Here is a 25,988-nt window from a genome sequence, read left to right as displayed (position 1 = left end):
TACCGTTTCGCCCGAGAGGTGCTCCGGCGATTATGAGGCCGGCATGACCTTGGAGGTCACCTCATCGCGCGAGCGTATCGAATTCTTGGCATATTCCAGTGGAGCCATTCCGACTTCGGCGGTGAACTCACGGGTGAAATGCGCCTGATCGAAATAACCGAGTTCGGCCGCCAGCGCGGCGAGATCCGCGATACGACCGCGGGCCAGTAGATCGGCTCCGTCCTGTAATCGATAGCGCCGCAACACCCATTTCGGACCCGCACCGATATAGCGGCGGAACAGCCGCTGCAGGGTGCGCACCGGTACTCCGAATCGCTCGGTGACCTGATCGACCCGGGTCAATCCGGGATCGCCGGCCATCGCGGCGGCGATCGTCAGCACGAGCCGGTAGCTGGGGTCGTCCCGGCGCGCCCGGCTGCCGAGATATTCCTCGACCACGTGGCGGCGGCCGGGGTCGCCTGGTTCGGCGAGTACCCGGTCGACGAGGTCGCCGGTACCGGGGAGTACCTCGGCCAGCGGTACGGCGCGATCCCGGAACGCGCCGACATCGAGCCCGGTGAATGCCCCGAACCCGCCGGGCCGGAACCGGACACCGAAGGTCTCCCCCCGGCCGCTGAGTTCGCGGACGTACTTCCGGGTGCAGACGCCGTTGACGAAACCTGCGCGGTGGTCGCCGTCGCATTCGAAGGTGATGTGTACACAGGGATAGGGCAGGACCTGGGCGCGGTAGGACGCCCGGCCACGCACATCCCAGCGCACCGACCAGTACCAGTCCACATAGTCCGATACGGCACCGCCCGCCGCGAGCCGGTTCAGCGAGCGGTACCGCTCCTGTTCATGGGGGTGCAGGATCGCCTTGCGGTCACCGGCCGCGGGCACGGCGGTCGCCGGTAACCCCGCGTCAGCCACGGTCGTGGCCTTCCGCACACGGAACTGTCCGTCTCGTGAGCTGTCGCTTTCTTACAAGAATCCACGCCCCCGGCGCGGCAGAGTCATGGGCATGAGCGAAACAGTCGATCCCATTCCCGCGGGCTACCACTCCATCACCGTCTACATCGCGGTCTCCGACGGCAACGCCGCCATCGATTTCTATACCGCGGTATTCGGTGCCGAGGTGATCTCGCGCAACGATATGCCCGACGGGCAACCCGCGCACGCCGAACTGAAGATCGGCGATTCCACCATTCAGCTCGGACTCCCGGTACCGGACCAGAACGTGCTCGCGCCCAGCGGCGACTGGGTACACACCTCGCTGGTCCACTACTGCCCCGATGTCGACGCGGTGATCGCCCGCGCCCGCGAGCACGGCGCCCGGGTGGCCGAGGACCCGGCCACGTTCGTCACCGGCGACCGCTACGGCGCCCTGAAGGACCCCTTCGGCCATCGCTGGGTCGTCATGACCCGGGTCGAGGACGTCTCCCGCGAGGAGGCAGAACGCCGGGTGAACGAATGGATGGCCGCGCAGGCCTGAGCCCGGTGGCCGACGCGGTCCGGAGCCGGTCACCGCAATCCGGCCGCGTCCATACCGCGCAGCTCCTTCTTCAGGTCGGCGATCTCGTCGCGAAGCCGGCCCGCGAGCTCGAACTGCAGCTCGCGGGCCGCGTTCATCATCTGCTCGGTGAGCTCGGCGACCAGATCGGCCAGCTCGGCGCGCGGCATGGATTTGATATCGCGCCCCTCGACGATGCCCGCGCTGACCGCCCGGCCGGGTTCGCCTTGGGCCCGCCGGCCACGGCTGGCGTTACGGCCGGAACCACCGACCTCCACCTCGTCACCGGCCTCCGAATAGACCTGGTCGAGGATATCGGCGATCTTCTTGCGCAGCGGCTGCGGATCGATACCCATTTCCGCGTTGTAGGCGAGCTGTTTGGCACGCCGGCGCTCGGTCTCGTCGATGGCGTCCCGCATCGAGTCGGTGATCTTGTCCGCGTACATGTGCACCTCACCGGACACATTGCGGGCGGCCCGGCCGATGGTCTGGATCAAGCTCTTCGTACTGCGCAGGAAGCCTTCCTTGTCGGCGTCCAGAATCGCGACCAGGGACACTTCGGGCAGATCCAGACCCTCGCGGAGCAGGTTGATCCCGACCAGCACGTCGTATTCACCCAGCCGGAGCTGCCGCAGCAACTCGACCCGGCGCAGGGTGTCGATCTCGGAATGCAGATAACGCACCCGCACACCGAGACCGAGCAGATAGTCGGTCAGGTCCTCGGCCATCTTCTTGGTGAGCGTGGTGACCAGGACGCGCTCGTCGCGCTCGGTCCGCAACCGGATCTCGTGCACCAGATCGTCGATCTGCCCCTTGGTGGGCTTCACCTCGACCTTCGGGTCGACCAGGCCGGTGGGACGGATGACCTGCTCCACCACCTCACCGCCGGTCCGGCCGAGTTCGTAGTCGCCGGGGGTCGCCGACAGATACACCGCCTGCCCGATCCGTTCGGCGAACTCCTCCCAGGTGAGCGGGCGGTTGTCCACCGCCGAGGGCAGCCGGAAACCGTATTCCACGAGGTTGCGCTTGCGCGACATATCCCCCTCGTACATCCCGCCGATCTGCGGCACGGTCACATGCGATTCGTCGATCACCAGCAGGAAATCGTCCGGGAAATAGTCCAGTAGCGTGGCCGGCGCCGAACCGGCGGGCCGGCCGTCGATATGCCGCGAATAGTTCTCGATACCGGAGCAGAATCCGACCTGCCGGATCATCTCGAGGTCGTACTGGGTACGCATCCGCAAGCGCTGCGCCTCGAGCAATTTGCCCTTGCGCTCGAGCTCGGCGAGGCGTTCCTCGAGTTCGGCCTCGATATCGACGACCGCCCGTTCCATCCGCTCCGGCCCCGCCACATAGTGCGTGGCCGGGAAGATACGCACCGTATCCACCTTGCGCACGACATCCCCGGTGAGTGGGTGCAGATAGTAGAGTTCCTCGATCTCGTCGCCGAAGAACTCGATCCGGACCGCCAGCTCCTCGTAGGAGGGAATGATCTCGACGGTATCGCCGCGCACCCGGAACGAACCCCGCGTGAACGACATATCGTTGCGCGTGTACTGGACATCCACCAGCATCCGCAGAAAGGCGTCGCGGTCGACCTCCGAACCCACCTCGAGCAGGACGGAGCGGTCCAGATAGGACTGCGGTGTGCCCAGACCGTAGATACAGGACACCGACGCGACCACCACCACATCCCGGCGCGACAGCAATGCGGAGGTCGCCGAATGGCGCAGTCGCTCCACATCGTCGTTGATCGAGCTGTCCTTCTCGATATAGGTATCGGTCTGCGCGATATACGCCTCTGGTTGGTAGTAGTCGTAATAGGAGACGAAATACTCCACCGCGTTATGCGGGAACATTTCGCGTAGTTCGTTGGCCAGCTGCGCCGCCAGTGTCTTGTTCGGAGCCATCACCAGTGTCGGCCGCTGGAGCCGCTCGATGAGCCACGCCGTGGTCGCCGATTTACCGGTACCGGTGGCGCCGAGCAGCACCACATCGGGCTCACCCGCGGTGATCCGGCGCTCCAGTTCCTCGATGGCGGCCGGCTGATCACCGGCCGGCCGATGCGGGCTGACCACCTCGAACCGCCCACCGGTGCGTTCGATCTCCCCGACCGGACGGAACTCCGATCGGGCCAGCGGAGTCGCTCCGTCGGCCTCGGTCCCGCTGACGCCGGCCGCACGGAGTTCGGTTGCGAATGCCATGCCCCAAGACTAGGCGCGGACACCGACAGAATCCCGTCCGCGACCTGTGCCGGAGCCCACGCCTAGCGGCCGGGCCGGGCGGCCGGGCGGCGGGCTGTACGCGCCCCGGCGGCCCAGTGGGTAGATTCGACAGCTGTGACCGAGGCACCGACCGTGGACGTCCACCGGCCGAAGGTGGAGTACTTCGATATCGCGGAACTGACGAATACCGATCCGAAGGGTTTCGTCCGCGATGTGGAGCGTTACCATCTCGAACCCTGGGGGCTGTACATGGCGCGGACCGCCGACCACCCGCAATTCCACTACATGGAGTCGTGGCTGCTCCCAGAGCTGAACCTGCGCGCGACCGTCTTCCATTTCCATCCGGCCCATCGGCGCGACCAGGACTACTACCTCGATATCGGCGAATTCGGTGAGGTCGCGCCGAAGAAATGGCGCTCGGAGGACCATTATCTCGACCTGGTGGTCCGCACCGGACGGGAGACCGAACTCCTCGACGTCGACGAACTCCTGGCCGCGCACGCCGTGGGCCTGCTGGACGCCCACGCCGCGGAGCGTGCGGTGGCCACGGCCACCCGGGCCATCGACGGTATCGCCGCCCACGGCCACGACTTCCTGGCCTGGACTGCCTCGCTGGATATGCCGCTCACCTGGCGGTGATCCACCGGTCGGCACCACGCGGCAGCCCGGCCGGCGCCCGCTCCGCGAAGCGGGCGCGCCCATCCGGGCACGTCCGCTACCGCTACTCCGGATGCGCGGCCCGCCAGGCGAGCACCCGGTGGTACACGGCATCGAACCAGGGTTCCTCGACCGCCTGGTAGGCCGCGGCGGCCTCGTCTCGATCGAGCCCATCGGCCGCGGCCGCCGCCTTCTGCTTCACCTCGGCGTATTCCGCCCGCGCGGCCGGTTCGGCGCGCAGCCAGTCGCGGAAGGCGAGCGCGAACACCTGCCCGGGCCCGCCGGCGACCCGTAGATGGACGTATGCGGGGCGCCCGGGGTCGGCGCTGCCGTGCACGCGTTTCGCCCAGCTCCCCTTATCCGCCGCGGCCCCGGCGCCGGGCTTCGGACTGTCGTGGGTGTGCTGCGGGATCGCCGGGAAGCCCGCGGCGGCCAGCGCGTCGCGGATACCATCGGCCGCGGCGAGATCCGGCACGGTGATCTGCAGGTCGAGGAGATCTTTCGCAGGCAGGCCGGGCACCGCGGTGGAACCGATATGGTCGATCCGCACCGCGGCGGCACCGGCGGCCACCCGCAACCGCGCGATCAGCCGCTGCGCCTGCGCGGCCCAGTCCGGATCCGGGTCCGCGAGCCGGGGTGCCGGACGTACCGCGCTAGCGGAACGCATATTCGCTTCGAACGGGACCAACCGCTCATCCCACAGCCGCGCCACCGCGGCTTCGACCTCTCCGGCCGGGCCGTTGTTGTCCAGCAGCACATCGGCGGCGGCCCGGCGCTGCTCGTCGGTCGCCTGCGCCGCGATCCGCGCCCGCGCATCGTCCTCGGGTACGCCGCGGTATTCGACCAGGCGGCGGATCCGGGTCTCGGCGGCGACATCCACCACCAGCACCAGGTTCATGAAGGGCGCCATATGGTTCTCCACCAGCAGCGGAACGTCCTGGACCACAATGGCGTCCGGCGCGGCGGCGGCGAAGAGTTCGGCCGTGCGCTGCCCGACCAGCGGATGAGTGATGGAGTTCAGGGTGGCGCGTGATTCGTCGTCGCGAAACGCCCTGGCCGCCAGCGCCGGACGATCCAGGCTGCCGTCGGCGGCCAGAATATCCGAGCCGAACGCCTCGACCAGGGCGGCCAGCCCCGGCGTGCCGACCGCGACCACTTCCCGGGCGATGACATCGGAGTCGATGAGTACCGCGCCCCGGGCCACGAGCGCTCGCGCAACCGTAGATTTGCCCGCTCCCATACCGCCGGTGAGGCCGATTCGTAGCATTCGCTCAGTCTCGCATCCGCCCGTGCCGGCCCGGCGACGAGGTTTCGCGCACTACCGCTCGACACGCCCAGGCGTGGCGGAACGGCGCAAATGTCCTGATTACGCCAGTGCCTGCGTTAGTGTTCGGCCTGAGTGCACGCCCCGATTCACCGCTCCTGTTACGGATAGCAAAGGAACGAGCATGCGCATCAGGTACTACCGCACAGGCCGGCACCGGCTGGGGGCGCCGGGGCGGGTGCACTGTCTCACCATTCCGGCCGTGGCGGCGTATCTGGCGAAGAACCGCCGCCCCTGGCTCAGCCTTTTCACCATCGCGCCCCGCCACAGTCTCGCCGCTCATCGCCCGCGTCCGTCGATCGTCTGGCCGCGCTGGGTCCCGGTCCCGGCAGGTTAGTACCCGACGGACAACGGTGGCCCGGTCCTCGGACCGGGCCACTGTTGTATATGCGGCGCCTCCGGCGCCACGGGGTTGAGGCCCCCTGGCAGACGACGCATACGCGAAAGACCCCGGCCCCCTTATGGGGCCGGGGTCTTCCTACGTTCGGCTATCCGCTAGCGGTAGTCGCCTCAGGCGTTACCGGACAGCTTCTCCCGCAGGGCCGCGAGCTGGGCGTCGCTGGCGAGCGAACCGCCGGCCGACTCCTGCTGGCTGACGCTGGACTGCGCGCCGCTCTCGGAGGAGTAGTTCGACGAACCGCCGCCGCCCGCGGCCTCGGCCGCGGCGTCGGCCGCCATCTTCTCCATCTGCGCAGTGTGCATCTTGTGCCGACGCTCCGCCTCGGCGTAGCGGCCTTCCCACTCTTCGCGCTGCTTGTCGAAGCCCTCGAGCCATTCGTTGGTCTCGGGATCGAAGCCCTCGGGGAAGATGTAGTTGCCCTGCTCGTCGTAGCTGTCGGCCATGCCGTACTTCGACGGATCGAACTCGGAGCTGTAGTCCTCGTTGGCCTGCTTGAGGCTCAGCGAGATCCGGCGACGCTCCAGGTCGATGTCGATGACCTTGACCATCGCGTCGTCGCCCACGACCACGACCTGGTCCGGGACCTCGACGTGGCGCTCGGCCAGCTCGGAGATGTGCACCAGGCCCTCGATGCCCTCTTCGACGCGCACGAACGCACCGAACGGCACCAGCTTGGTGACCTTGCCGGGCACGATCTGGCCGATGGCGTGGGTGCGGGCGAACTGCCGCCACGGATCTTCCTGGGTGGCCTTCAGCGACAGCGAGACGCGCTCGCGGTCCAGGTCGACGTCGAGCACCTCGACGGTGACCTCGTTGCCCACCTCGACCACCTCGGACGGGTGATCGATGTGCTTCCAGGAGAGCTCGGAGACGTGCACCAGACCGTCGACACCGCCGAGATCGACGAAGGCGCCGAAGTTGACGATGGAGGAGACCACACCCTTGCGGACCTGGCCCTTCTGCAGCTGGTGCAGGAATTCGCTGCGCACCTCGGACTGGGTCTGCTCCAGCCAGGCACGGCGGGACAGGACCACGTTGTTGCGGTTCTTGTCCAGCTCGATGATCTTGGCCTCGATCTCCTTGCCGACATACGGCTGCAGATCACGGACCCGGCGCATCTCGACCAGCGAGGCGGGCAGGAAGCCGCGCAGCCCGATATCGAGGATCAGACCGCCCTTGACGACCTCGATCACGGTGCCGCGAACGGCCTCGTCCTTCTCCTTGAGCTCCTCGATCGTGCCCCAGGCGCGCTCGTACTGCGCCCGTTTCTTGGACAGGATCAGGCGACCCTCTTTGTCCTCCTTGGTGAGGACAAGAGCCTCCACCTCATCGCCCACGGAAACGACCTCGTTCGGGTCGACATCGTGTTTGATGGAGAGCTCGCGAGACGGAATGACGCCTTCGGTCTTGTAACCGATGTCGAGCAGGACCTCGTCGCGGTCGACTTTGACGATGGTTCCTTCGACGATATCGCCGTCGTTGAAGTACTTGATCGTGGCGTCGATGGCGGCGAGGAAATCCTCGGCGGAGCCGATATCGTTGACGGCTACCTGCGGCGAGGTGACGGTGGTGGGCATGTGGCGGTTTGCTCCGGACGGATTGTGATCGGTTGCGGACATTGAGACTTTCGGTACGCTGCGATACACCCAGCGGCTCCAGGTGTGATCACTTGCGCGTTCAGCGTACGCGACCCGGAACCGGGCGGGCAAACGACCCCCCGCAGCGGATCTATAGGCTTCGTATCGTGTCCGACGACCTCGTTCAAGATCGCCACGCTCAGGCCACCGAACTGCTGGGCACCGCGGGTGCGGCACGCCTCCGGATCGGCTCGGCCGAGAGCGAACGCGCGAACCGGCGCTGGTGGGACGCCGACGCCGGCCAGTACCACGATACGCACGGAGATTTCCTCGGTACCGAGAGCATCGGCGGCGAATTCGTCTGGTGCCCGGAGGGCCTGCACGAAGGCGATATGCACTTCCTCGGCGAGGTCACCGGCACACGGATTCTCGAGGTGGGCTGCGGGTCGGCGCCGTGCGCCCGCTGGCTGGCCGGCCAGGGCGCCCACCCCGTCGGACTCGATATCTCGCGGGGAATGCTGTCACGGGGGCTTGCCGCCATGGCCCGGGGCGGACCGCGGGTGCCGCTGGTGCAGGCGGGCGCCGAGGCCCTGCCATTCGCGGACGAATCCTTCGACCTGGCCTGTTCGGCCTTCGGCGCGGTCCCCTTCGTCGCCGACTCGGCCCTGGTGATGCGGGAGGTCGCCCGGGTGTTGCGGCCCGGCGGGCGCTGGGTATTCGCGGTGAACCATCCGATGCGGTGGATCTTCCGCGACGATCCCGGCCCGGACGGCCTCGAAGCCGTGATCCCCTACTTCGACCGCACGCCGTACACCGAGATCGACAGCGAGGGGCGGTGCACCTACGCGGAACACCATCGCACCATCGGTGACCGGGTCCGGGAAATAGTCGGGGCCGGATTGGTACTCGACGATATCGTCGAACCCGAGTGGCCGGAATGGCTGGACCGGGAATGGGGCCAGTGGAGCCCGCTGCGTGGGCAGTTGTTTCCGGGGACGGCGATATTCGTGAGCCATAAACCCGGCAACCCTCAGTGACCGACGGCCTAGCAGCCCGCTCTCGAAGAGTGGAGTGGGCGGGGTCCTGCCGTCGCGGGGCACTCCAGCGGTGACGGACACAAACATCTCCCGGCTCGCGCGAAGGCGAGCCGGGAGTCGGGTCCGGTCAGGATTCGTCGCCGCGGGCCGGCCGCGGCGCGCGCCCGGCCTGCTCCAGCGCGCGCCGGAGGGCGAATTCGATCTGCGCGTTGACGCTGCGCAGATCGTCGGCCGCCCATTTGGCGATCGCGTCGTGGACCGCGGGGTCGAGCCGGAGCAGGACCTTCTTGCGTTCGGCCATCAGTTGTACAGCGATCCCGCATTGACCACCGGCTGCGTCGGCCGGTCACCGCACAGCACCACCAGGAGGTTCGAGACCATGGTGGCCTTGCGTTCCTCGTCCAGTTCGACCATGCCCTCGGCGGTGAGCCGGTTCAGTGCCAGGCCGACCATCCCCACCGCGCCCTCGACGATCTGCGTCCGGGCGGCCACCACCTGCGCCGCCTGCTGACGGACCAGCATCGCCTGCGCGATCTCCGGCGCGTACGCGAGGTGGGTGATCCGCGCCTCGATCACCTCGATTCCGGCGGTCTCGGTGCGGTCGCGCAGTTCCACCGTGAGTTCCTCGGCGACCTCGGCGCCGTCACGCAGGCTGGTGCGGTCGACGTCGTGGGCGTCGTAGGGGTGGGTGGTGGCCAGGTGCCGGACCGCGGCCTCGGACTGGGTTTCCACGTATTCCTCGTAGTCGTCCACGGCGAAAGCGGCCTTGAAACTGTCGACCACCTTGTAGACGACCACCGCCGCGATCTCCACCGGGTTACCGTCGGCGTCGTTGACCTTCAGTTTCTGGGTCTCGAAGTTCCGGACCCGCAGCGAGATACTGCGGCGATCGGTCAGCGGTAGGACCGAGAAGAATCCGGGTTCGCTCACCGAGCCGATATAGCGGCCGAAGAACTGGACGACCTTGGCCTCGTTCGGGTTCACCACCGTCAGGCCGGTGATGCCGAGCAGCAGGATCACCCCCAGCACACACGCGACGATCGCCCCCGCCAATCCCGCGGCGTTCTGATGCTGCGCGAATGCCGCGAATCCCGCTATCGCCACCGCCGCCAGCGCGATGGTGAGCACCAGCCAGATCAATAGCACGACGAACCCGTTGACCCGCGTGGCGTTTCGGAATGTCATGACATCCTCCCTCTATCAAAGTGATATCACCAAGATAGCACGACGGCGACCGGGCCGGATCCGCACGATACGAATCGCGGACCGCCCGGCCCCACGACCGACGCCGCCGATGGCCTGCGACGATGTGCGGATGGACCAGACGGCACAGGGTGAGCGGCTACGCCTCGGCGTGATCGAGGGCGACGGAATCGGTCCCGAGGTGGTGGGTTCGGCGCGGCGGGTGGTCGACGAGGCGCTGTCCGCCGCCGGTGCGGCCGGGGTCGACTGGGTCCCGTTGCCGATGGGCCGCCGGGCCCTCGACGAATTCGGTACCGCCCTCCCGGAATCCACCCTGACCGGCCTACGCGACACCGACGGCTGGATCCTCGGCCCGCACGACAATGCCTCCTATCCCCCGGAACACCGCATCGCGCCCGGTGGCGCGATCCGGCGCCATTTCGGCCTGCACGCCAATATCCGGCCCGTGAAAGCGTTTCCCGGTGTCGCGGCGGTCGCACCGGATATAGACCTGGTGGTCGTCCGGGAGAACAGCGAGGGCTTCTATGCCGACCGGAACATGGCGGTCGGGTCCGGGGAGTTCTGCCCCACCCCGGATATCGCCCTGTCGGTCGGCCTGGTGACCCGGGCGGCATCCGAACGGATCGCGCACGAGGCCTTCCGGCTGGCCACCGCGCGGCGCGGCCGGGTGACCATCGTGCACAAAGCGAATGCGCTGCCGCTGACCATGGGATTGTTCCGCGACACCTGCTATGCCGTGGCGCGCGAGTACCCCGATGTGACGGTGACGGACGAGCACGTCGACGCCGCCGCCGCCCATCTGGTCCGGTCCCCCGTGATTTCGATGTCCTGGTCACCGAGAACCTGTTCGGTGACATCCTGTCCGATCTGGCCGCGCAGCTCGGCGGATCACTGGGTACCGCCGCGTCCCTGAACTGTTCGGCCGATCGGGCGATGGCACAGGCCGTCCACGGCGCGGCCCCCGAGCTGGCCGGGCACAATCGTGCCAACCCGGTGGCCCTGCAACTGTCCGCGGCCATGCTGCTGCGCCGGCTGGCCGACCGGCACGACCGGCCGGTCCTCACCCGGGCCGCGGAGCGGATCGAACACGCCGTCGCGGCAACCTTCGCCGCCGGTATCGCCACCGCCGACCTGGGCGGCCAGGCCTCGACCGGTGAATTCACCGAACAGGTCACCGCACGGGTCCACTTCCGGTAGGCGCGGAGGCCACTCGGCCCGAACGGCAACTACAGCAACCGGGACAGGAACGCCCTGGTGCGGTCTTGCGCCGGATTCGTCAGCACGTCATCGGGCGGGCCGGCCTCGACCACGACTCCCGCGTCCATGAACACCAGCCGATCGGCCACCTCGCGCGCGAAACCCATTTCGTGGGTCACCACGATCATCGTCATACCGGACGCCGCGAGCTCACGCATGACCGTGAGAACCTCACCGACCAGCTCCGGATCCAGCGCGGAGGTGGGCTCGTCGAACAACATGAGTTTCGGGTCCATCGCCAGCGCCCGGGCGATCGCCACCCGCTGCTGCTGACCCCCGGACAGCTGCGCCGGATAGGCATTGGCCTTGTCGGCCAGCCCGACCCGGTCCAGCAGCTCCTCCGCACGCGCCACCGCGTCGGCCCGGCGGACCTTTTTGACCTGGACGGGTGCCTCGATGATGTTGGCGAGCACAGTGCGATGCGGGAACAGATTGAAATGCTGGAAGACCATACCGATCTCCCGCCGCTGGCGGGCCGCGTCGCGCGGATGCAGCTCGTAGAGTTTGCCGCCTTTCTCGCGGTAGCCGACCAGTTCACCGTCCACATACAACCGGCCCGCGTCGATTTGCTCCAGATGGTTGATACACCGCAGGAAGGTGGATTTTCCCGAGCCCGAGGGTCCGATCAGGCACAGCACCTCGCCGTGCCGCACGTCCAGCGAGATGCCCTCGAGGACCCGTAGCGCCCCGAAACTCTTGCAGACCCGGTCGGCGCGGACCATGGGTTCCGTCCCACTCATTTCGCCCGTACCTCTCCGCGCGCGTCGGCCAGTTCCTGGAGTTGTTTCGCGGTCAGTTGCCGGGATATGCCCCGCGAATAGTATTTCTCCAGGTAGTACTGGCCGATCATCAGCACACTGGTGATCGCCAGGTACCAGGTGGCGGTGACCAGTAGCAGCGGGATGGGCAGGAAGTTCACCCCGTAGATATCGCGGGCCCGGCCGAACAGGTCGGTACTGAGCGGTATGGCCGTGACCAGCGCGGTGGTCTTCAGCATGCTGATGAGTTCATTGCCGGTCGGCGGGATGATCACCCGCATGGCCTGCGGCAGCACGGTCCGTCGCATGGTCTGTGACCAGGACATACCCAGCGCGATGGACGCTTCGCGCTGGCCGTCCCCCACCGAGTTGATACCGGCCCGGACGATCTCGGCCATATACGCGGCCTCGTTGAGCCCCAGCCCGATCACCGCGAACGCGAACCCGGCCTGCAAGCTCTGCACATCGACCTCTACCAGGCGCGGGCCGAAGGGCACGCCGAACGCGACGTTCTGGTACAGCGACGGGACCAGCCCCCAGAAGACCAGTTGTACGTATACCGGGGTCCCGCGGAAAATCCACAGGTAGACCCAGGCACTCGCCCGCAGTACGGGGTTCGGCGACAGCCGCATCACCGCCAGCGTGGTACCGAGTACGACGGCGATGACCATCGCGAGCACGGTGAGCTCCAGGGTGACCACCGCACCCGCCGCGATCCGGGTATCGCGCAGATACTGCCAGTACACATCCCAGCGGTACGCGGGATTGGTGGCCGCGCCGTAGACGAACAATCCGGCCAGCGCCAGGATCAGCGCGGCGGCCACCCAGCGGCCGGGCCGCCGCAACGGCACCGCGGCGATGGGTTCGGGCCGGGCGGTCCCACTCGGATCTGCGGTCATCGCGTCGACTCCCTCGCACCGTTGATCACGGAGGTGCGCAGGGCGCCCTCCTGGACTCCCCAGTTCAGGGTGATCTGCCGGTACTGCCCGGTGTCGATGAGGTGTTGCAGCGCGTCGCGCAGTACCGGCGCCAGCGGCGCCCCTTTCGCGACGGCCCACCCGTAGGGCGCCGCGTCGAAGATCGGGCCGGCCGGTTCGATCTTGCCGCCGGTCTGTTCGATCGCGTACGCGGTGACCGGGGAATCCGCGGACATGGCGTCGACCTGGCCGAGTACCAGCGCATTGGTCACCGCGCTCTGTTCGTCGAACGCGTCGATGATGATCGGGTCCCGGCCCGCGGCGACACAGGCTTCGCTCTTGGCCGGGACCTCCTCGATGTGCTCCACCGTCGTCGCCTGGACCGCGACGCGCTTACCACAGGCGTTCGTAGGGTCGACGTGCCGGCCGGTGCGCTGTGCCCACTGCACCCCCGCGCTGAAGTAGGTGACGAAATCGACCTGTTTCTCCCGCTCCACCGAATCGGTGATAGAGGACATGCCGATATCGTAGGTACCGGCCTGAACGGCGGGAATGATCTTCTCGAACGCCGATTCGGCGTAGCGGGCCCGCAGTCCGAGCACCGCGGTCACCGCGTCCATCAGATCCACATCGAAACCGACGATCGTGCCGTGCCGGTCGCGGTACTCGTTCGGCTGATACGGCACATTGACCCCGACCACCACCTCCCCGGCGGCGGCGATATCGGCCGGCACCCGCGCGGCCAGCGCGTCCACCGCTCGCACCGTGATCTTGGGCGGGACGGGCCCGGTGTCCTCGACATTGGTCACGCACCCGGCCAGCAGCGCGATACCGGCCAGCCCGCACAGAATCCGCCGCACCCGGGCATCGGATCGATACACCACCGCCACCACCTGCCGCTCGCCAACAATTGCGGACCCTCGGCCGCTCATCGACCTTGTCAGGCACAGTAGGCGACCCCGGCTCGCGGCACACCCCGAGTAACACAGGATTGATCTCCGGGCGCGGCGCCCGGGAAGACCACCGCCCGTACTCCGGCGCCCGACCCGCTACCGTCTGCAGATCATGGTGCAGTCGGTGGAATTACTGCTCGACGAGGCGGCCGAGCAACGTATCCGGCGGCAGTGGGAACTGCTCGCCGAAGCGGGGCTACCGGGGTTGGGACAGAGCAGACACGACGGCGCTACCGAAAACCACCGGCCGCATATCACCGTGGCGGTGGCCCGGCAGATCTGGCCGCGGATCGAGCAGGAGCTCGACCGGTTGCCGTTCCGGCCCTTCCCGGTACGTCTCGGCGGAGTGCTGGTGTTCGGGGCACGACGACCGATCCTGGTACGGGCGGTGGTCCCGTCCGAACAACTGCTGGCCTGGCATCGCCGCATCCACCAGGTGATCGAGCCGTGTCCCGATATCCCGGCCAATCTGCGCCCGAACCAGTGGACACCGCATGTCACGCTGGCGCGACGGGTCCTCCCGCAGCGGATCGGTGACGCGGTGGCCGCCGTCGCGGCCGACCGCGATACCACCGCGACCGTGGTGGGTGTCCGGCGCTGGGACGGCGACCGGCGCCGGGCATGGTCGGTCGCCGAACACGGCTGACCGGAGCCGGAGCGCACCCCGGCCCCGGCACGTAGGGTGGGGGCCGGTGGCGTACGACACCGCCGTGGAACACCGCGGCCGGGGCCGGCGTTACAGCCTGAAACCGACCACGAGAGGACGTCATGGCCACCCAGACACTGACGCAGCAGAATTTCGATGACGTAGTCACCAGTAACGACGTCGTACTCGTCGATTTCTGGGCTTCCTGGTGCGGACCGTGCCGCAGCTTCGCCCCGACCTACGATGCGTCGTCGGAGAAACATCCCGATGTCGTGCACGGCAAGGTCGACACCGAGGCGGAACAGGGCCTGGCCGCGGCCGCCAATATCCAGTCCATCCCGACCATCATGGCCTTCCGCGAGGGTGTGCTCGTCTTCGCGCAGCCCGGGGCGTTGCCGCCGGCGGCGCTGGAGGATCTGGTCTCCCAGGTGAAGGCATTGGATATGGACGAGGTTCGTAAGCAACTCGCCGAGCAGCAGGCGGCCAACGGCGAAGCAGCCGAATAGGATTGACGAACGACGGCGGGCTCCACACTTTCCGGGGATGGTGTGGAGCCCGCCGTTGCGTTGTGCTACAGATGCGGCCGGTAGCCCGCTAGCGCAGCGCCCCCAGGCGGTTCACGCTGGCGATCATCGCCCGCACCGAGGATTCCGCGCCGTCGGTGGCGAGAGCGGCGCCCCAGCCGCGGCGGCCGTCGCATTCACATTGCACGAAGGTCGCGGTACCCACCGCCGTGCGACGCTGATGGAACCGCAGAATCTCGACGGGGTAGCCGGCTTCGTAGAGTGCCGAGGTCATAGCGGCGATGGGGCTGCCCGCCGCCACGACCGAACGGGACCAGCCCGCGAATTCGAGGGTCGCGGTGAAGGCGCCACCGCGCGCACCGGTGGACGACCAGCCCGCGAGCCGGATCGGACCGGCGCATTCGCCGTAACGGTCGTGGAACTGGTCGGCCGTCAGTTCCGCGCATTCGGTACGCAGGCTGCGCGGGGCGGCCGTGGTCAGGGCGTTATTTTCCAGAGTCAATGTGGTCATGAGCACGTAGGTCTTCCCAGAGATGGTCGGCAGGTTTGGGGGACCAGCAAAAGCAGAAAAGGGGGGCCCGCAGCGAGGGGGCCGGTCCGAATCAGACCCCGCTACGGCGGGTTACTACTACGGCAAGTAGCCGACGAGCCGACTCCGCGGTACGCGAGAGGAGCACCGCACCGTCGCGATCTGCGAACATCGGCGCGGCGCACAGGCAGCCGGCAGGGATTTGCACGGGGTCGAGAATAAAGACTTCCGGGGAAGATGGCAACCATCTTCGCCCGCCGTTTCGCCTACCGCCGACTACTGTTCTCCCTGGTCACCGGCAGGCAGCCCGAGAATCGCCACCGGGTGCCGGTGACCGATCCGACGTCCGCGCCGCTGGCAACGCGGACGTCGGCCACCGACCACGTGACGCCGGGACCCGAGGTCGTACTCACTCCTTCCACCGCCGGACCGGCGCTTTCCGGCGCGGCCCGGAGGTTCCGAGTCCGGGGTCCCGGATCCTCCGTCCGCGCCCTACGCATCCGGCCCGCCCTCGGCGATGAGCACACAGCCGGCCCGACGCGACAACTTCACGGCACCCGGGCGGCGAGCGGCCGACCCCGCGTCCCGCGCCGACTGGCGCGGGTGACCTTCACCACTCGCCGCATCCCGTACCGCGCACGCCGAGCGCCGACAGACGGACGCGGCGGACGCTGTCGGTGTCCGGTCAGAACGTGAACGTGGTGCCGTAACCCGTCGTCTGTACAGTGCCACCGGTGGTATCGGCGCGCACGGTAACGAACGGCATGGCCGAGGCCGGGGACAGACAGCCGTTCACCTGCAACGGCGTATTGCTGTGCGCGAAGGTGTAGGGGAAGGTCGACTCCTCGTCGAGTTCCGCCGCGCCGATCACGGCGGTCGTCACCGTGCCGGGCGCCAAATTGACCGCGAGCTCGCCCGCGAGGCCGCTCTGGACACCGAAGGCCTGAGCCAAAGCAGCACCCACACCGGCACTGACGCCGACCTCGGGCGGAGTCAGCACATCGAGCCAGGGATCGACCATAGGTGGTCCGTTCCCTTCGGGGGCCGGCTCGACCACAGGCGGTTCGACCGCACCGGGGGCGAGATCGACCCCGAAATCGACACCCACCTGAGGTGCGACCTCGGTGGAGGCACCGATACTCGGCGCGATGGCGACCGAGATGCCGTTGGCTATATCGACGGCGCAGCCGAGCAGATAGCCGGCGACGATTTCACCGCTGCGCAGCGGTGCGACGCCGTCGGCAGCGACCGAGAAGTCCCCGGATACCTTGATCGCGTGCGCGAAGGGCACGCCCATCGCCGTGTCACCGGACTGTTCGGAAGTACTGGAATTCGCGGACGCAACCACACGCAGCCCGCCGGAATCGATTTCTCCCGGCGCTGCCCGCGCCACAGCATCGGCAGTGGAGACAGCTCCGGTGACGACCGATATCACCGCGGCGAGCGTGGCCATAAAGGATGAATACTTGCGGTTCATCGTGCTCCAGTCCTCATGTTCGGATCGAAAACTCACACGAACTCGGACACCGCCGACCCTCACGAAACCCGGATCGCACAGGCGAACCCGATTTCCAGGCGGTTACCCCGGAAGCAATATCCGTACCGCACCCGAGATTCGCCGGTGAATCGGTGAGCGGTACTCGCGGAGCATCATAAACAGTTGTGCCCGGTGCCGGGCACAGGCCACGCGCCGACTACTTCACTGGTCGGCGCATATCGCCGTGGATCTCGATTCCGGGAGCCGGATCGGCTCGGGCGGACGGGACCTCGCGGCAGGAATCGGTCACGCCCCTGTGTTCGCTTCGAACAGCACGACACGGCCCGCCCCCGGTCATCGCCTCCGGCGGGCGCCACGGACAGTTGCCGCCGGGTAATTCAGTGGGCCGCCGCATCCCAGCTGCGCCCGACACCGACCGAAACACTGAGCGGGACAGAGAGTTCGATGGCCGAGGCCATCTGCTCCCGGGCCAGCTCCTGCAACTGTTCCCGCTCGCCCGGCGCGACCTCGAAGACGAGTTCGTCGTGGATCTGCAGCAGCATCCGCGAACGCAGCCCGGACTCGGCGAGCGCGCTGTGCACATTGATCATGGCGACCTTGATGATATCGGCGGCAGTGCCCTGGATCGGGGCGTTGAGCGCCATCCGCTCGGCGGCCTCGCGGCGCTGGCGGTTGCTGTGGTCGAGGTCGGGCAGGTAACGGCGGCGGCCGAAGAGGGTCTGCGTATAGCCCACCTTGCGGGCCTGCTCCACTACGGCGTGCAGATAGTCGCGGATACCGCCGAACCGGGCGAAGTAGATGTCCATCTGCTCCTTCGCCTCCTGGGTGCTGATCTTCAGCTGGGCGGACAGACCGTAGGAGCTGAGGCCGTACGCGAGACCGTAGGACATCGCCTTGATCCGGCGGCGAACCTCCGGGGAGACCTCGGAGATCGGGATGTCGAACGCCTTGGAGGCGACGAAACTGTGCAGATCCTCGCCGGAGTTGAAGGCCTCGATCAGGCCCTCGTCGCCGGAGAGATGGGCCATGATCCGCATCTCGATCTGGCTGTAGTCGGCGGTCATCAGCGATTCGTAGCCCGGGCCGACCACGAAGGTGTCGCGGATCATCCGGCCGGTATCGGTGCGGATGGGAATGTTCTGCAGATTGGGCTCGGTGGACGAGAGCCGCCCGGTGGCGGCGATGGTCTGGTTGAAGGTGGTGTGAATCCGGCCGTCGTCGGCCACGGATTTCAGCAGGCCGTCCACGGTGACCTTGAGGCGGGTGGCGTCGCGATGGGCGAGCAGATGCTGCAGGAAAGGATGCTCGGTCTTCTCGTAGAGCGATTCCAGTGCGTCCGCGTCGGTGGTATAGCCGGTCTTGGTGCGTTTGGTCTTCGGCATATCGAGTTCGTCGAACAGCACCACCTGCAGCTGTTTCGGCGACCCGAGATTGATCTGCTTGCCGATCACGTCGTAGGCGGCATTCGCGGCCTCGGCGACCTTGTCCGCGAATTGCCGCTGCAATTCGCCGAGCTGATCGGTGTCGACGGCGATACCGGCGTCCTCGAGTTCGGCGAGTACCCCGAGCAGCGGCAGTTCCATCTCGTCGAGCAACGGCGTGGATTCGATCTTGGCGAGTTCTTCGTCCAGGGCGTCGGCCAGATCGGCGACCGCGCGGGCCCGCAGCATCTCGTTCTGCGCGAGTTCGGCGTCCACCGCGTCCTCGGCGTCGAGCAGGGAGAGCTGCGGCGCGGCCTCGGTCTCGGTGCGCAGTTCCCGATGCAGGTACCGCAGCGACAGATCATCGAGGTTGAAGCTGCGCTGCCCCGGCCGGACCAGATAGGCGGCCAGGGCGGTATCGCTGCTCAGACCGCCCAGGGTCCAGCCACGACCGCGCAGCGCGTGCAGCGCACCCTTGGCCTCGTGCAGGGCCTTGCGATGCGACGTATCGGTGAGCCAGGCACCGAGCGCCGATTCGTCCTCGGCGGTGAGGGCGGTGATATCGATATAGCCGGATTCGCCGTCCGCGGCGGCGATGGCGAGGGCTCGCACGTCACCGGCCGCCGGCGTGCTGGTACCGGACAACGAAATACCGTGCCGGGCACCGGATTTCGCGTGCTCGGCGAGCCAGTCCGCGACACTGCCGGGCTCCAGCGTGCCCCCGCTGATCTCGAAACCCGATTCGGCCTCCACGGTGGGCGGGGCCAGGGTTTCGAAAAGCCGGTCACGCAGTACCCGGAATTCCAGATCGTCGAACAGCTGGTGGATCCGCTCCCGGTTCCAGGCCCCCTGGGCCAGCTGATCGGGGGTGTAGGGCAGCGGGACGTCGCGAACCATCTCGGTGAGCTGCCGGTTGAGCACCACACTGCTGAGATTGGCGCGCAACGCGTCACCCACCTTGCCGCGCACCTCGTCCACCTTGTCGACGAGCGTGTTCAGATCCCCGTACTCGCGGATCCATTTGGCGGCGGTCTTCTCCCCCACGCCCGGGATACCGGGGAGATTGTCGCTGGGGTCACCGCGCAGCGCCGCGTAATCCGGGTACTGCGCCGGGGTGAGACCGTATTTCTTCTCGACCTCCTCCGGGGTGAAGCGGGTGAGATCGGAGACCCCTTTGCGGGGGTATAGCACCGTCACGTCGTCGCACACCAGCTGGATCGAGTCACGGTCGCCGGTGACCACCAGCACCCGGTACCCCTGCGGCACGGCCTGAGCGGTGAGCGTGGCGATGATGTCGTCGGCCTCATAGCCCTCGATCGCCATCACCGGGATACCGAGCGCACCCAGCACCTCTTTGGTGAGCTCGACCTGCCCGCGGAATTCGTCGGGAGTCGCCGACCGGTTCGCCTTGTACGCGGGGTAGGCCTCCACCCGGAAGGTCTGCCGGGAGACATCGAAGGCGGCGGCCACATGGGTCGGTTTCTCGTCGCGCAGCAGATTGATGAGCATGGCGGTGAACCCGTACACCGCATTGGTGGTCTGCCCGGTGACCGTCTGGAAATTCTCCGCGGGAAGCGCGAAGAAGGCCCGGTAGGCCAGCGAATGCCCGTCCAGTAGCAGCAGCGTGGGCCGCTCTCCCGAGGAACCCGGGGCGGCGGAGGCGGAGGTCGTCGGCTGCGCAGTGGTCGGTGAGGTCACACCCCGAGAGTCTAGGGACCCCCACCGACACCCGCCCACACCCGTACCAGGTCGGCCCCGGCCCGGGCCCGGGCCGCCCGGAGCGGAAGGCCCCCGCCGACGACTCACTACCGGGCCGTCCCGAGTCGGCGCCACCCCTACCGAGCCGGCCTCAGCCGACACCCAGATAAGCGGCCTGTACCGCGGGGTCGTCGAGCAGCTCGCGGCCGCGCCCGGTCTTGGTGATTTCTCCCGTTTCCACGATGTAGGCACGATCGCTGCGGGCCAGCGCCTGCCGGGCGTTCTGCTCCACCAGCAGCACGGTGGTACCGGTGGCGTTGATCTCGGCGATGATCCGGAAGATCTGCTGGATCACCATCGGCGCCAGGCCCATGGACGGTTCGTCCAGCAGCAGCAACCGCGGCCGGGCCATCAGCGCCCGCCCGATGGCGAGCATCTGCTGTTCGCCGCCCGAGAGCGTGCCGCCGGCCTGCTTACGCCGTTCCAGCAAGCGCGGGAACAGTTCGAAAACCCGGTCCAGGGCGGCGTCGTACTCGGTCTTCTTCGCGAAGGGCCGGGCGTAGCACCCCATATCCAGGTTCTCCTGCACGGTCATCCCCGGGAACACGCCCCGGCCCTCGGGCGCCTGCACCAGCCCGGCGATCACCCGGTGGTGCGCCTTCAACCGGCTGATATCGCGTCCCTCGAACCTGATCTGCCCCCGGGTCAACGGCAACAATCCCGACAGGGCGCGCATGGTGGTGGTCTTCCCGGCGCCGTTCGCACCCAGCAGGGTAACCAGTTCCCCGGGGGCGACCCGCAGCGAAATACCGTGCAGGGCTTGAATTCTGCCATAGCCGACGACCATATCGGTGACCTCGAGCAGCGGCTCGGTGCCGGTATCCGGCGTGAACTGGTCCGGTGCCGTGGTCATCCCCGCTCCTCCGCTCCGTGCCCGGCGTCACCCGCCGCGTCCTGCTCCGCCCGTACCGCCGCCGTAGAGGTCGCGAGATCAGCCGCCGTCAGTTCCTCATCCGGTACGCCCAGGTAGGCGGCGATGACCGCGGGATCGGTACGGATCTGCTCGGGCAGGCCGTCGGCGATCTTGCGCCCGAACTCCAGCACCACGATCCGATCGGTGACCCCCATCACCAGCCGCATATCGTGCTCGATCAGCAACACGGTGAACCCATCGTCGCGGATCTTGCGGATCAGGTCCATGAGCGCGGATTTCTCGCTCGGATTGAACCCGGCGGCCGGCTCGTCCAGACACAGCAGTTTCGGTTCGGTCGCCAGCGCCCGCGCGATCTCGAGGCGCCGTTGATCGCCGTAGGAGAGATTGCGGGCCTTCTCCACCGCGCGCGGGGCGATCCCCACGAATTCCAGCAGTGCCATCCCGCGTTCGAGCGCGTCGCGTTCCTCCCGGCGATGCCGCCGCGTCCGCAGGATCGCCCCCGGCACCGAGGTCCGATGCCGGGCGTCAGTGCCCACCACCACGTTCTCCAGCGCGGTCATCTCGCCGAAGAGCCGCACGTTCTGGAATGTCCGGGCGATCCCGAGCCGGGTGATCGCGTTACGTTTGCTCTTGGTGAGCGGTTGCCCGTCGAAGTACACCGCGCCGGCCGCGGGCCGGTACACCCCGGTGATCGCGTTGAAACAGGTCGTCTTCCCGGCACCGTTGGGGCCGATGAGGCCCAGGATCTCGCCGCGCCGGATCTCGAAACTCACCGCCTCGAGGGCGGTGAGCCCACCGAACTTCACGGTGAGGTTCTCGGTACGCAGCAGCGGCGCCCCGACCTCGGTCCGGATCTCCCGGTGCGCGGCCACCACCTCGGCCACCGTCGCGGCGTCGGCCAGCGCCGGATCGACAGCGGTCACGTCGACCTCACCGGACGATTCGACCGGTTGCCCGGCCGCGTATCCGGCGGCCAGATCCTCGTTGTCGAACAGCGCGTCCCCCGCGTTCGGCCCGGTCACGACGTCACCTCCGCGATGGGCCGGCGGACGGCCCGCACGATCTGCCGGCCGTAGGCGAGCAGTTTCTGCCGGACCGGGAACAGGCCCTGGGGTCGCAGGATCATCATCACCACCAGTGCGATTCCGAAGTAGAGATATTTGAGGTCACCGAGACTCTGCGCGCCGCCGGAGTAGAACACGAGCACACCGCTCAGCAGCAGCACGGCGTACACCGCCGCCGGCACGGTCACCGCGAGATACACCCAGCGCCACGGGCCGGCCAGCTCGCGGGCCCGCAGCCGCCAGCCCACCAGCAGTGCCGCGACCATCACGAGCGCGACCACGAGCTGGACGTATCCGGTGGTCTCGTCATCGGTGATCTCCACCGACATCAACCGGTTCGGCAGGTACACCACCAGGAAGGCCCCGACGATCACGCCGAGTTTATTGCCCTGGCCGCCGATCACCACCGCGCACAGGAACAGCATCGAGTTGATGATGTTGAAGCCGGTCGGGTTGATGAACTGCACCTGTCCCGCGAACAGGGCGCCGGACAGGCCGCCGATCCCGGCGCCGATCATGAACGCCCACAGTTTGAACTTGAAGGTGGGTACACCCATGATCTCCGCGGCATCCTCGTCCTCGCGGATCGCCACCCACGCCCGGCCGACCCGGCTGCGTTCCAGGTTGCCGACCACCAGCAGCACCGCCACCACGGCGAGCATGCCGACCCAGTACCACCAGGTCCCGGAATTGGCGCGGTCGACCAGGTCGGAACTGTTCGGATCGCCGACGTTACCGGCCGAGAACACACCGTTGGGCCGGGCTTCCGATTCGCCGATATGCGGATAGGCGATCCCGGACAGGCCCAGGCTGCCGTTGGTGAGTTCACCCAGGTTGTCGGCCAGCAGCCGGACGATCTCACCGAAGCCGAGGGTCACGATGGCCAGATAGTCCCCGCGCAGCCGCAGTGTCGGCGAACCGAGGATCAACCCGGAGACCGCGGTGACGAGAATGGCCAGCGGAACACAGGCCAGCCACGCCCAATCGGAGTGCAGCCAACCGCCGTCGGTCTGGTTCCACGGACTGTTCGGGCTGGTCAGTAGGCCGACGGTATAGGCGCCGACCGCGTAGAAGCCGACATAGCCGAGATCCAGCAACCCGGCCTGGCCGACCACCACGTTCAGGCCGATGGCGATCAGGGCGTACATGGCGAACTGTGCCATGACCCCGCCGAAACTGGTCCCCGGCGTGTCCAGCAGCGGCGGCGGGAACAGTGGCAGCAGCGCCAGCACCGTGAGGGCGGGGATACCCACCGCCCACTGCGCCGGGCGGCTCAGCCCGGCCCACCAGGCACGGATCTCGTCGCCCAGGCCGTGCCCCGCGGTTTTCTCGATCTGCACCGTGCTCATGTGCGGGCCCTCCCGAGACTTTCGCCGAGAATGCCGGTGGGCCGGAAGAACAACACCAGCACCAGCACCACGAACGCCACCACATCCCGCCATTCGGTGCCGAACAGCATCTGGCCGTAGCTCTCGACCAGACCGAGCAGCAGACCACCGAGCAGGGCACCGCGCAGGTTCCCGATACCACCCAGCACCGCGGCGCTGAACGCCTTGATACCGAGCACGAACCCGCCGGAGAAGATGATGGCGTTGGGGATCTTCATCACGTACAGCATCGCGGCGGCACCGGCCAGCAGACCGCCGATGAGGAACGTCAACATGATGACCCGTTCCCGCGAAACCCCCATCAGTGTGGCGGTATCGGGATCCTGGGCCACCGCGCGGATACCGCGTCCGAACCGGGTGCGGTTGATGAGCACCTCGGCCAGGACCGCCAGTGTCACCGCCGACACCACGATCACCAACGTCACATTGGTGACGTCGGCGCCGCCGATGGTGAACTGCACCGTCGGTTCGACCAGCATGATCGGCTGCTGCGCATTGGTACCGCCCAGGTCCGGCCACAGCTTCGGCAGCACGAAGTGCACGAATTCCTGGAGTACGAAGGACATTCCGATCGCGGTGATCAGGAAGGTCAACGGTTTGGCACCGCGGCGGCGCAGCGGCCGATAGGCCGCGCGCTCCAATCCGACCGCGGCCGCGCCCGACACCGCCATTCCGAAGATCATCGCCAGGCCCATATAGGTCACCGTGAGGATCACGCCCTGGCTGTAGACATTGCCGCTGGGCGCGAACCCCAGCAGCATCAGGCCCACGTACTGTCCGAACATACCGAGCATGAACACCTCGGAATGCGCGAAATTGATCAACCGGAGTACCCCGTAGACCAGGGTGTACCCCACCGCCACCAGCGCATATATCGCACCGTAGGACAAACCGTCGACCGTGAGCCGCCAGAACTGATCGATAACACCCTGGTAGTTGAAGTCGATCGATCCCTGCGCGAGAACGGCCGCGGCGGCCGGCAAGGATGCTGTCATTGGAAATCCGCCCTCATCGTCATCGGACCCTCACCCGAGCAGCGGGCGGTACGCGCCCCGGCGAATGCCGGGGCGCGTACCGCCCGCCGGCCGTTAGCCGACCTTGTAGACCCAGATCAGCGCGGCGGACAGTTCCCCGTCGGCATTCCACTGGTAGTGCCGGGCCAGGCCGTCACCGCTGTACCCGCGGACGAACTCCAGCAGGTCGGGGCGGGTGAGTTTGCCGGCATCGATACCGGCCGCGAGGATGGTGGCCAGGTCGTAGCCCTCCACCGAGTACACGCCCGGCGCCTGGCCGTTCAGTTCCTCGTAGGCCCGCGCGAACTCGTCCGGACCGGGACCGCACGGGCACGACAGCAGCGCGCCCTCCGAGGAGCCGCCCGCCTGGGAGACGAACTGCGGATCGTTGGTGCCGTCGGCGGAGACGAAGGTCGCGTCCACTCCACCGGACCGCAACTGCTGTACCAGCGGTGCCGCCTCGGCGTAATACCCGGAGTAGAAGATCGCGTCCGGCTGGGCGCCGGAGATCTTGGTGACGGTGGCGGAGAAGTCCTTGTCGCCCTTCTTGATACTGGCCGCGCAGGCCGGATCGGCGGCCGCGCCCAGGCCGGCGGTGATGCTCTGGGCCAGGCCCACTCCGTAATCGGTGTTGTCCCGGACCACGCACACCTTCTTGTAGCCGGCCGTGCCGACCAGGTACTTCGCCACCGACGGGCCCTGCACGTCGTCATTGGCGAGGCCGCGGAAGAAGGTCTTCCAGCCGTTCTTGGTCAGGGTGGCATTGGTGGCCGAAGAGGAGACCGCGACCAGGCCGGCATCGCTGAGGATCTGACCGGTGGCCTTGGTCTCCCCGGAGAACGCCGGACCGACCACGCCGAGCACCGACGGATCGTTCACGATCTGCGGGATCACCTGGCTGGCCTTCTGCGGATCGCCCTCGGTGTCGTATTCCTTCAGCTTGATCCGGCAGCCCGGATTCGCCTTGTTGTGCTGGTCGAGGGCCAGTTTTACGCCATTGACGATATTGATGCCCAGCGCCGCGTCGGGGCCGGTCAGCGCGCCGGCCATGGCGATGGTGGTGGTCGGTGGGCAGGTCGCCGCCCCGTTCCCGGCCGGATCGGCCGCGGCGCCGGTATCGGCGGCCGGAACTTCCCTACCCGCCGAGTCGATCTGCATCAGCGGCTGGATGGACAGTCCCCCCGCTCCCGACGTCTCCGTGTTGTCTGTGGTCTTGTCACCGCAACCGGTCAGGACCAGCACGGCGGCAGCCCCGACACTCAGTATTCCGCGTACCGTGCGTCCGCGTCGGGGGGCACCCGACAGCCATATCGAACCGAGCACGATCTACCCCTATGTTCCTCATCAACCTCGGCCGGCCGAGGGAGCCGAAGACTCCGACTCGTGAGAAACATAACTCCGGCATGTTGATCCCGTGTCACATTCGGATCATCGGGATGATGTCGTCGCAAATTATTTTCCGGCTTGTGTTTCCGG

23 protein-coding genes and 1 pseudogene are annotated in these 25,988 nt (G+C 67.5%); 7 read left to right on the top strand and 17 right to left on the bottom strand.

All coding sequences use genetic code 11. The features are described from left to right. Window positions 1-30 precede the first annotated feature (30 nt). Complete coding sequence (locus tag ACQPYS_RS09245; RefSeq protein ID WP_433492296.1) at window positions 31-909, bottom strand: DUF6597 domain-containing transcriptional factor; 879 nt, start codon at window positions 907-909, stop codon at window positions 31-33. A 91-nt stretch (window positions 910-1,000) separates the two neighbouring features. Between ACQPYS_RS09245 and ACQPYS_RS09240 the strand changes: the two genes are divergently transcribed. Continuing rightward, a complete protein-coding gene (locus ACQPYS_RS09240) occupies window positions 1,001-1,471 on the top strand; it encodes a VOC family protein (RefSeq protein ID WP_431941441.1) in 471 nt (156 codons plus the stop codon). Between the two features lie 29 nt (window positions 1,472-1,500). Here ACQPYS_RS09240 and uvrB read toward each other — a convergent pair whose 3' ends face one another. Beyond that, the gene (gene uvrB / locus ACQPYS_RS09235) at window positions 1,501-3,693 is read right to left on the bottom strand and encodes an excinuclease ABC subunit UvrB (RefSeq protein WP_431941440.1); all 2,193 of its coding nucleotides are present in this window, start codon (window positions 3,691-3,693) and stop codon (window positions 1,501-1,503) included. Window positions 3,694-3,828: 135 nt separating this feature from the next. Here uvrB and ACQPYS_RS09230 point away from each other — a divergent pair, with 135 nt between their 5' ends. Next, on the top strand, window positions 3,829-4,353 hold the full coding sequence (locus tag ACQPYS_RS09230) for a DUF402 domain-containing protein (protein ID WP_063036399.1): 525 nt from the start codon (window positions 3,829-3,831) through the stop codon (window positions 4,351-4,353). An 82-nt stretch (window positions 4,354-4,435) separates the two neighbouring features. On the opposite strand, the gene coaE is transcribed toward ACQPYS_RS09230, so the two are convergent. Next, window positions 4,436-5,638 (bottom strand): dephospho-CoA kinase, encoded by a 1,203-nt coding sequence (gene coaE, locus ACQPYS_RS09225; protein WP_433492295.1) that lies wholly within the window; start codon window positions 5,636-5,638, stop codon window positions 4,436-4,438. A 181-nt stretch (window positions 5,639-5,819) separates the two neighbouring features. Here coaE and ACQPYS_RS09220 point away from each other — a divergent pair, with 181 nt between their 5' ends. Beyond that, window positions 5,820-6,032 carry a hypothetical protein gene (locus tag ACQPYS_RS09220; protein WP_084480794.1) on the top strand — a complete coding sequence of 71 codons (213 nt, stop codon included), beginning with the start codon at window positions 5,820-5,822 and terminating at the stop codon, window positions 6,030-6,032. Between the two features lie 173 nt (window positions 6,033-6,205). Here ACQPYS_RS09220 and rpsA read toward each other — a convergent pair whose 3' ends face one another. After that, window positions 6,206-7,672 (bottom strand): 30S ribosomal protein S1, encoded by a 1,467-nt coding sequence (gene rpsA, locus ACQPYS_RS09215; RefSeq protein ID WP_063036401.1) that lies wholly within the window; start codon window positions 7,670-7,672, stop codon window positions 6,206-6,208. A gap of 167 nt (window positions 7,673-7,839) precedes the next feature. Between rpsA and ACQPYS_RS09210 the strand changes: the two genes are divergently transcribed. Further along, window positions 7,840-8,709, top strand: a complete 870-nt coding sequence (locus ACQPYS_RS09210; RefSeq protein ID WP_431941438.1) for a class I SAM-dependent methyltransferase — start codon at window positions 7,840-7,842, stop codon at window positions 8,707-8,709. Window positions 8,710-8,836: 127 nt separating this feature from the next. Here the strand turns inward: ACQPYS_RS09210 and ACQPYS_RS09205 are convergent, their stop codons facing one another. Together ACQPYS_RS09205 and ACQPYS_RS09200 are read right to left on the bottom strand one after the other, a co-directional pair. Continuing rightward, the gene (locus ACQPYS_RS09205) at window positions 8,837-9,010 is read right to left on the bottom strand and encodes a hypothetical protein (protein ID WP_169811905.1); all 174 of its coding nucleotides are present in this window, start codon (window positions 9,008-9,010) and stop codon (window positions 8,837-8,839) included. Next, a complete protein-coding gene (locus ACQPYS_RS09200) occupies window positions 9,010-9,894 on the bottom strand; it encodes an SPFH domain-containing protein (RefSeq protein WP_063036403.1) in 885 nt (294 codons plus the stop codon). Before ACQPYS_RS09200 ends, ACQPYS_RS09205 begins: the two co-directional genes overlap by 1 nt. 130 nt (window positions 9,895-10,024) lie before the next feature. Between ACQPYS_RS09200 and ACQPYS_RS09195 the strand changes: the two are divergent. Continuing rightward, window positions 10,025-11,109 (top strand): annotated as a pseudogene (locus ACQPYS_RS09195) (isocitrate/isopropylmalate dehydrogenase family protein). A gap of 29 nt (window positions 11,110-11,138) precedes the next feature. Here the strand turns inward: ACQPYS_RS09195 and ACQPYS_RS09190 are convergent. From ACQPYS_RS09190 to ACQPYS_RS09180, 3 genes are read right to left on the bottom strand one after another with little or no spacing between them, the layout of a single operon-like run. Beyond that, window positions 11,139-11,909, bottom strand: coding sequence for an amino acid ABC transporter ATP-binding protein (locus tag ACQPYS_RS09190; RefSeq protein WP_063036404.1), 771 nt, complete (start codon window positions 11,907-11,909; stop codon window positions 11,139-11,141). Continuing rightward, window positions 11,906-12,826, bottom strand: coding sequence for an amino acid ABC transporter permease (locus ACQPYS_RS09185; protein ID WP_431940894.1), 921 nt, complete (start codon window positions 12,824-12,826; stop codon window positions 11,906-11,908). The genes ACQPYS_RS09190 and ACQPYS_RS09185 overlap by 4 nt, the downstream gene beginning before the upstream one ends. Beyond that, the gene (locus ACQPYS_RS09180; protein WP_433493004.1) at window positions 12,823-13,704 is read right to left on the bottom strand and encodes an ABC transporter substrate-binding protein; all 882 of its coding nucleotides are present in this window, start codon (window positions 13,702-13,704) and stop codon (window positions 12,823-12,825) included. Before ACQPYS_RS09180 ends, ACQPYS_RS09185 begins: the two co-directional genes overlap by 4 nt. A gap of 205 nt (window positions 13,705-13,909) precedes the next feature. Here ACQPYS_RS09180 and ACQPYS_RS09175 point away from each other — a divergent pair, with 205 nt between their 5' ends. Continuing rightward, window positions 13,910-14,443, top strand: coding sequence for a 2'-5' RNA ligase family protein (locus ACQPYS_RS09175; RefSeq protein WP_431940895.1), 534 nt, complete (start codon window positions 13,910-13,912; stop codon window positions 14,441-14,443). Window positions 14,444-14,565: 122 nt separating this feature from the next. Continuing rightward, the gene (trxA, locus tag ACQPYS_RS09170) at window positions 14,566-14,949 is read left to right on the top strand and encodes a thioredoxin (RefSeq protein ID WP_063036407.1); all 384 of its coding nucleotides are present in this window, start codon (window positions 14,566-14,568) and stop codon (window positions 14,947-14,949) included. 88 nt (window positions 14,950-15,037) lie between these two features. Here trxA and ACQPYS_RS09165 read toward each other — a convergent pair whose 3' ends face one another. The 8 genes from ACQPYS_RS09165 to ACQPYS_RS09130 form a co-directional block, all read right to left on the bottom strand. Next, on the bottom strand, window positions 15,038-15,478 hold the full coding sequence (locus ACQPYS_RS09165; protein WP_063036408.1) for an alpha-isopropylmalate synthase regulatory domain-containing protein: 441 nt from the start codon (window positions 15,476-15,478) through the stop codon (window positions 15,038-15,040). Between the two features lie 703 nt (window positions 15,479-16,181). Further along, on the bottom strand, window positions 16,182-17,009 hold the full coding sequence (locus tag ACQPYS_RS09160) for an MspA family porin (protein WP_433492294.1): 828 nt from the start codon (window positions 17,007-17,009) through the stop codon (window positions 16,182-16,184). Window positions 17,010-17,371: 362 nt separating this feature from the next. After that, window positions 17,372-20,113, bottom strand: coding sequence for a DNA polymerase I (polA, locus tag ACQPYS_RS09155; protein ID WP_431940897.1), 2,742 nt, complete (start codon window positions 20,111-20,113; stop codon window positions 17,372-17,374). A gap of 151 nt (window positions 20,114-20,264) precedes the next feature. Then, window positions 20,265-21,026, bottom strand: a complete 762-nt coding sequence (locus ACQPYS_RS09150) for an ABC transporter ATP-binding protein (RefSeq protein ID WP_063036411.1) — start codon at window positions 21,024-21,026, stop codon at window positions 20,265-20,267. Then, a complete protein-coding gene (locus ACQPYS_RS09145) occupies window positions 21,023-21,970 on the bottom strand; it encodes an ABC transporter ATP-binding protein (RefSeq protein WP_433493003.1) in 948 nt (315 codons plus the stop codon). The genes ACQPYS_RS09150 and ACQPYS_RS09145 overlap by 4 nt, the downstream gene beginning before the upstream one ends. A 95-nt stretch (window positions 21,971-22,065) precedes the next feature. Beyond that, complete coding sequence (locus ACQPYS_RS09140) at window positions 22,066-23,460, bottom strand: branched-chain amino acid ABC transporter permease (RefSeq protein WP_433492293.1); 1,395 nt, start codon at window positions 23,458-23,460, stop codon at window positions 22,066-22,068. Then, window positions 23,457-24,494 carry a branched-chain amino acid ABC transporter permease gene (locus ACQPYS_RS09135; protein WP_063036413.1) on the bottom strand — a complete coding sequence of 346 codons (1,038 nt, stop codon included), beginning with the start codon at window positions 24,492-24,494 and terminating at the stop codon, window positions 23,457-23,459. Before ACQPYS_RS09135 ends, ACQPYS_RS09140 begins: the two co-directional genes overlap by 4 nt. A gap of 93 nt (window positions 24,495-24,587) precedes the next feature. Next, window positions 24,588-25,778 (bottom strand): branched-chain amino acid ABC transporter substrate-binding protein, encoded by a 1,191-nt coding sequence (locus tag ACQPYS_RS09130; RefSeq protein ID WP_084480845.1) that lies wholly within the window; start codon window positions 25,776-25,778, stop codon window positions 24,588-24,590. Window positions 25,779-25,988 lie beyond the last annotated feature (210 nt).

It is taken from the genome of Nocardia grenadensis (genome assembly GCF_050942415.1).
Lineage (GTDB): Bacteria > Actinomycetota > Actinomycetes > Mycobacteriales > Mycobacteriaceae > Nocardia > Nocardia grenadensis.
This window is presented reverse-complemented; position numbering and strand designations above follow the sequence as displayed.

Bases quoted from the DNA above. Each gene is read 5' to 3' on its own strand.
- ACQPYS_RS09220 (WP_084480794.1), top strand. From the start codon at position 5,820: ATGCGCATCAGGTACTACCGCACAGGCCGGCACCGGCTGGGGGCGCCG.
- ACQPYS_RS09190 (WP_063036404.1), bottom strand. From the start codon at position 11,909: ATGAGTGGGACGGAACCCATGGTCCGCGCCGACCGGGTCTGCAAGAGT.
- ACQPYS_RS09200 (WP_063036403.1), bottom strand. From the start codon at position 9,894: ATGACATTCCGAAACGCCACGCGGGTCAACGGGTTCGTCGTGCTATTG.
- coaE (WP_433492295.1), bottom strand. From the start codon at position 5,638: ATGCTACGAATCGGCCTCACCGGCGGTATGGGAGCGGGCAAATCTACG.
- ACQPYS_RS09185 (WP_431940894.1), bottom strand. From the start codon at position 12,826: ATGACCGCAGATCCGAGTGGGACCGCCCGGCCCGAACCCATCGCCGCG.
- ACQPYS_RS09205 (WP_169811905.1), bottom strand. From the start codon at position 9,010: ATGGCCGAACGCAAGAAGGTCCTGCTCCGGCTCGACCCCGCGGTCCAC.
- ACQPYS_RS09135 (WP_063036413.1), bottom strand. From the start codon at position 24,494: ATGACAGCATCCTTGCCGGCCGCCGCGGCCGTTCTCGCGCAGGGATCG.
- ACQPYS_RS09175 (WP_431940895.1), top strand. From the start codon at position 13,910: ATGGTGCAGTCGGTGGAATTACTGCTCGACGAGGCGGCCGAGCAACGT.
- ACQPYS_RS09140 (WP_433492293.1), bottom strand. From the start codon at position 23,460: ATGAGCACGGTGCAGATCGAGAAAACCGCGGGGCACGGCCTGGGCGAC.
- ACQPYS_RS09150 (WP_063036411.1), bottom strand. From the start codon at position 21,026: ATGACCACGGCACCGGACCAGTTCACGCCGGATACCGGCACCGAGCCG.
- rpsA (WP_063036401.1), bottom strand. From the start codon at position 7,672: ATGCCCACCACCGTCACCTCGCCGCAGGTAGCCGTCAACGATATCGGC.
- ACQPYS_RS09165 (WP_063036408.1), bottom strand. From the start codon at position 15,478: ATGACCACATTGACTCTGGAAAATAACGCCCTGACCACGGCCGCCCCG.
- uvrB (WP_431941440.1), bottom strand. From the start codon at position 3,693: ATGGCATTCGCAACCGAACTCCGTGCGGCCGGCGTCAGCGGGACCGAG.
- trxA (WP_063036407.1), top strand. From the start codon at position 14,566: ATGGCCACCCAGACACTGACGCAGCAGAATTTCGATGACGTAGTCACC.
- ACQPYS_RS09240 (WP_431941441.1), top strand. From the start codon at position 1,001: ATGAGCGAAACAGTCGATCCCATTCCCGCGGGCTACCACTCCATCACC.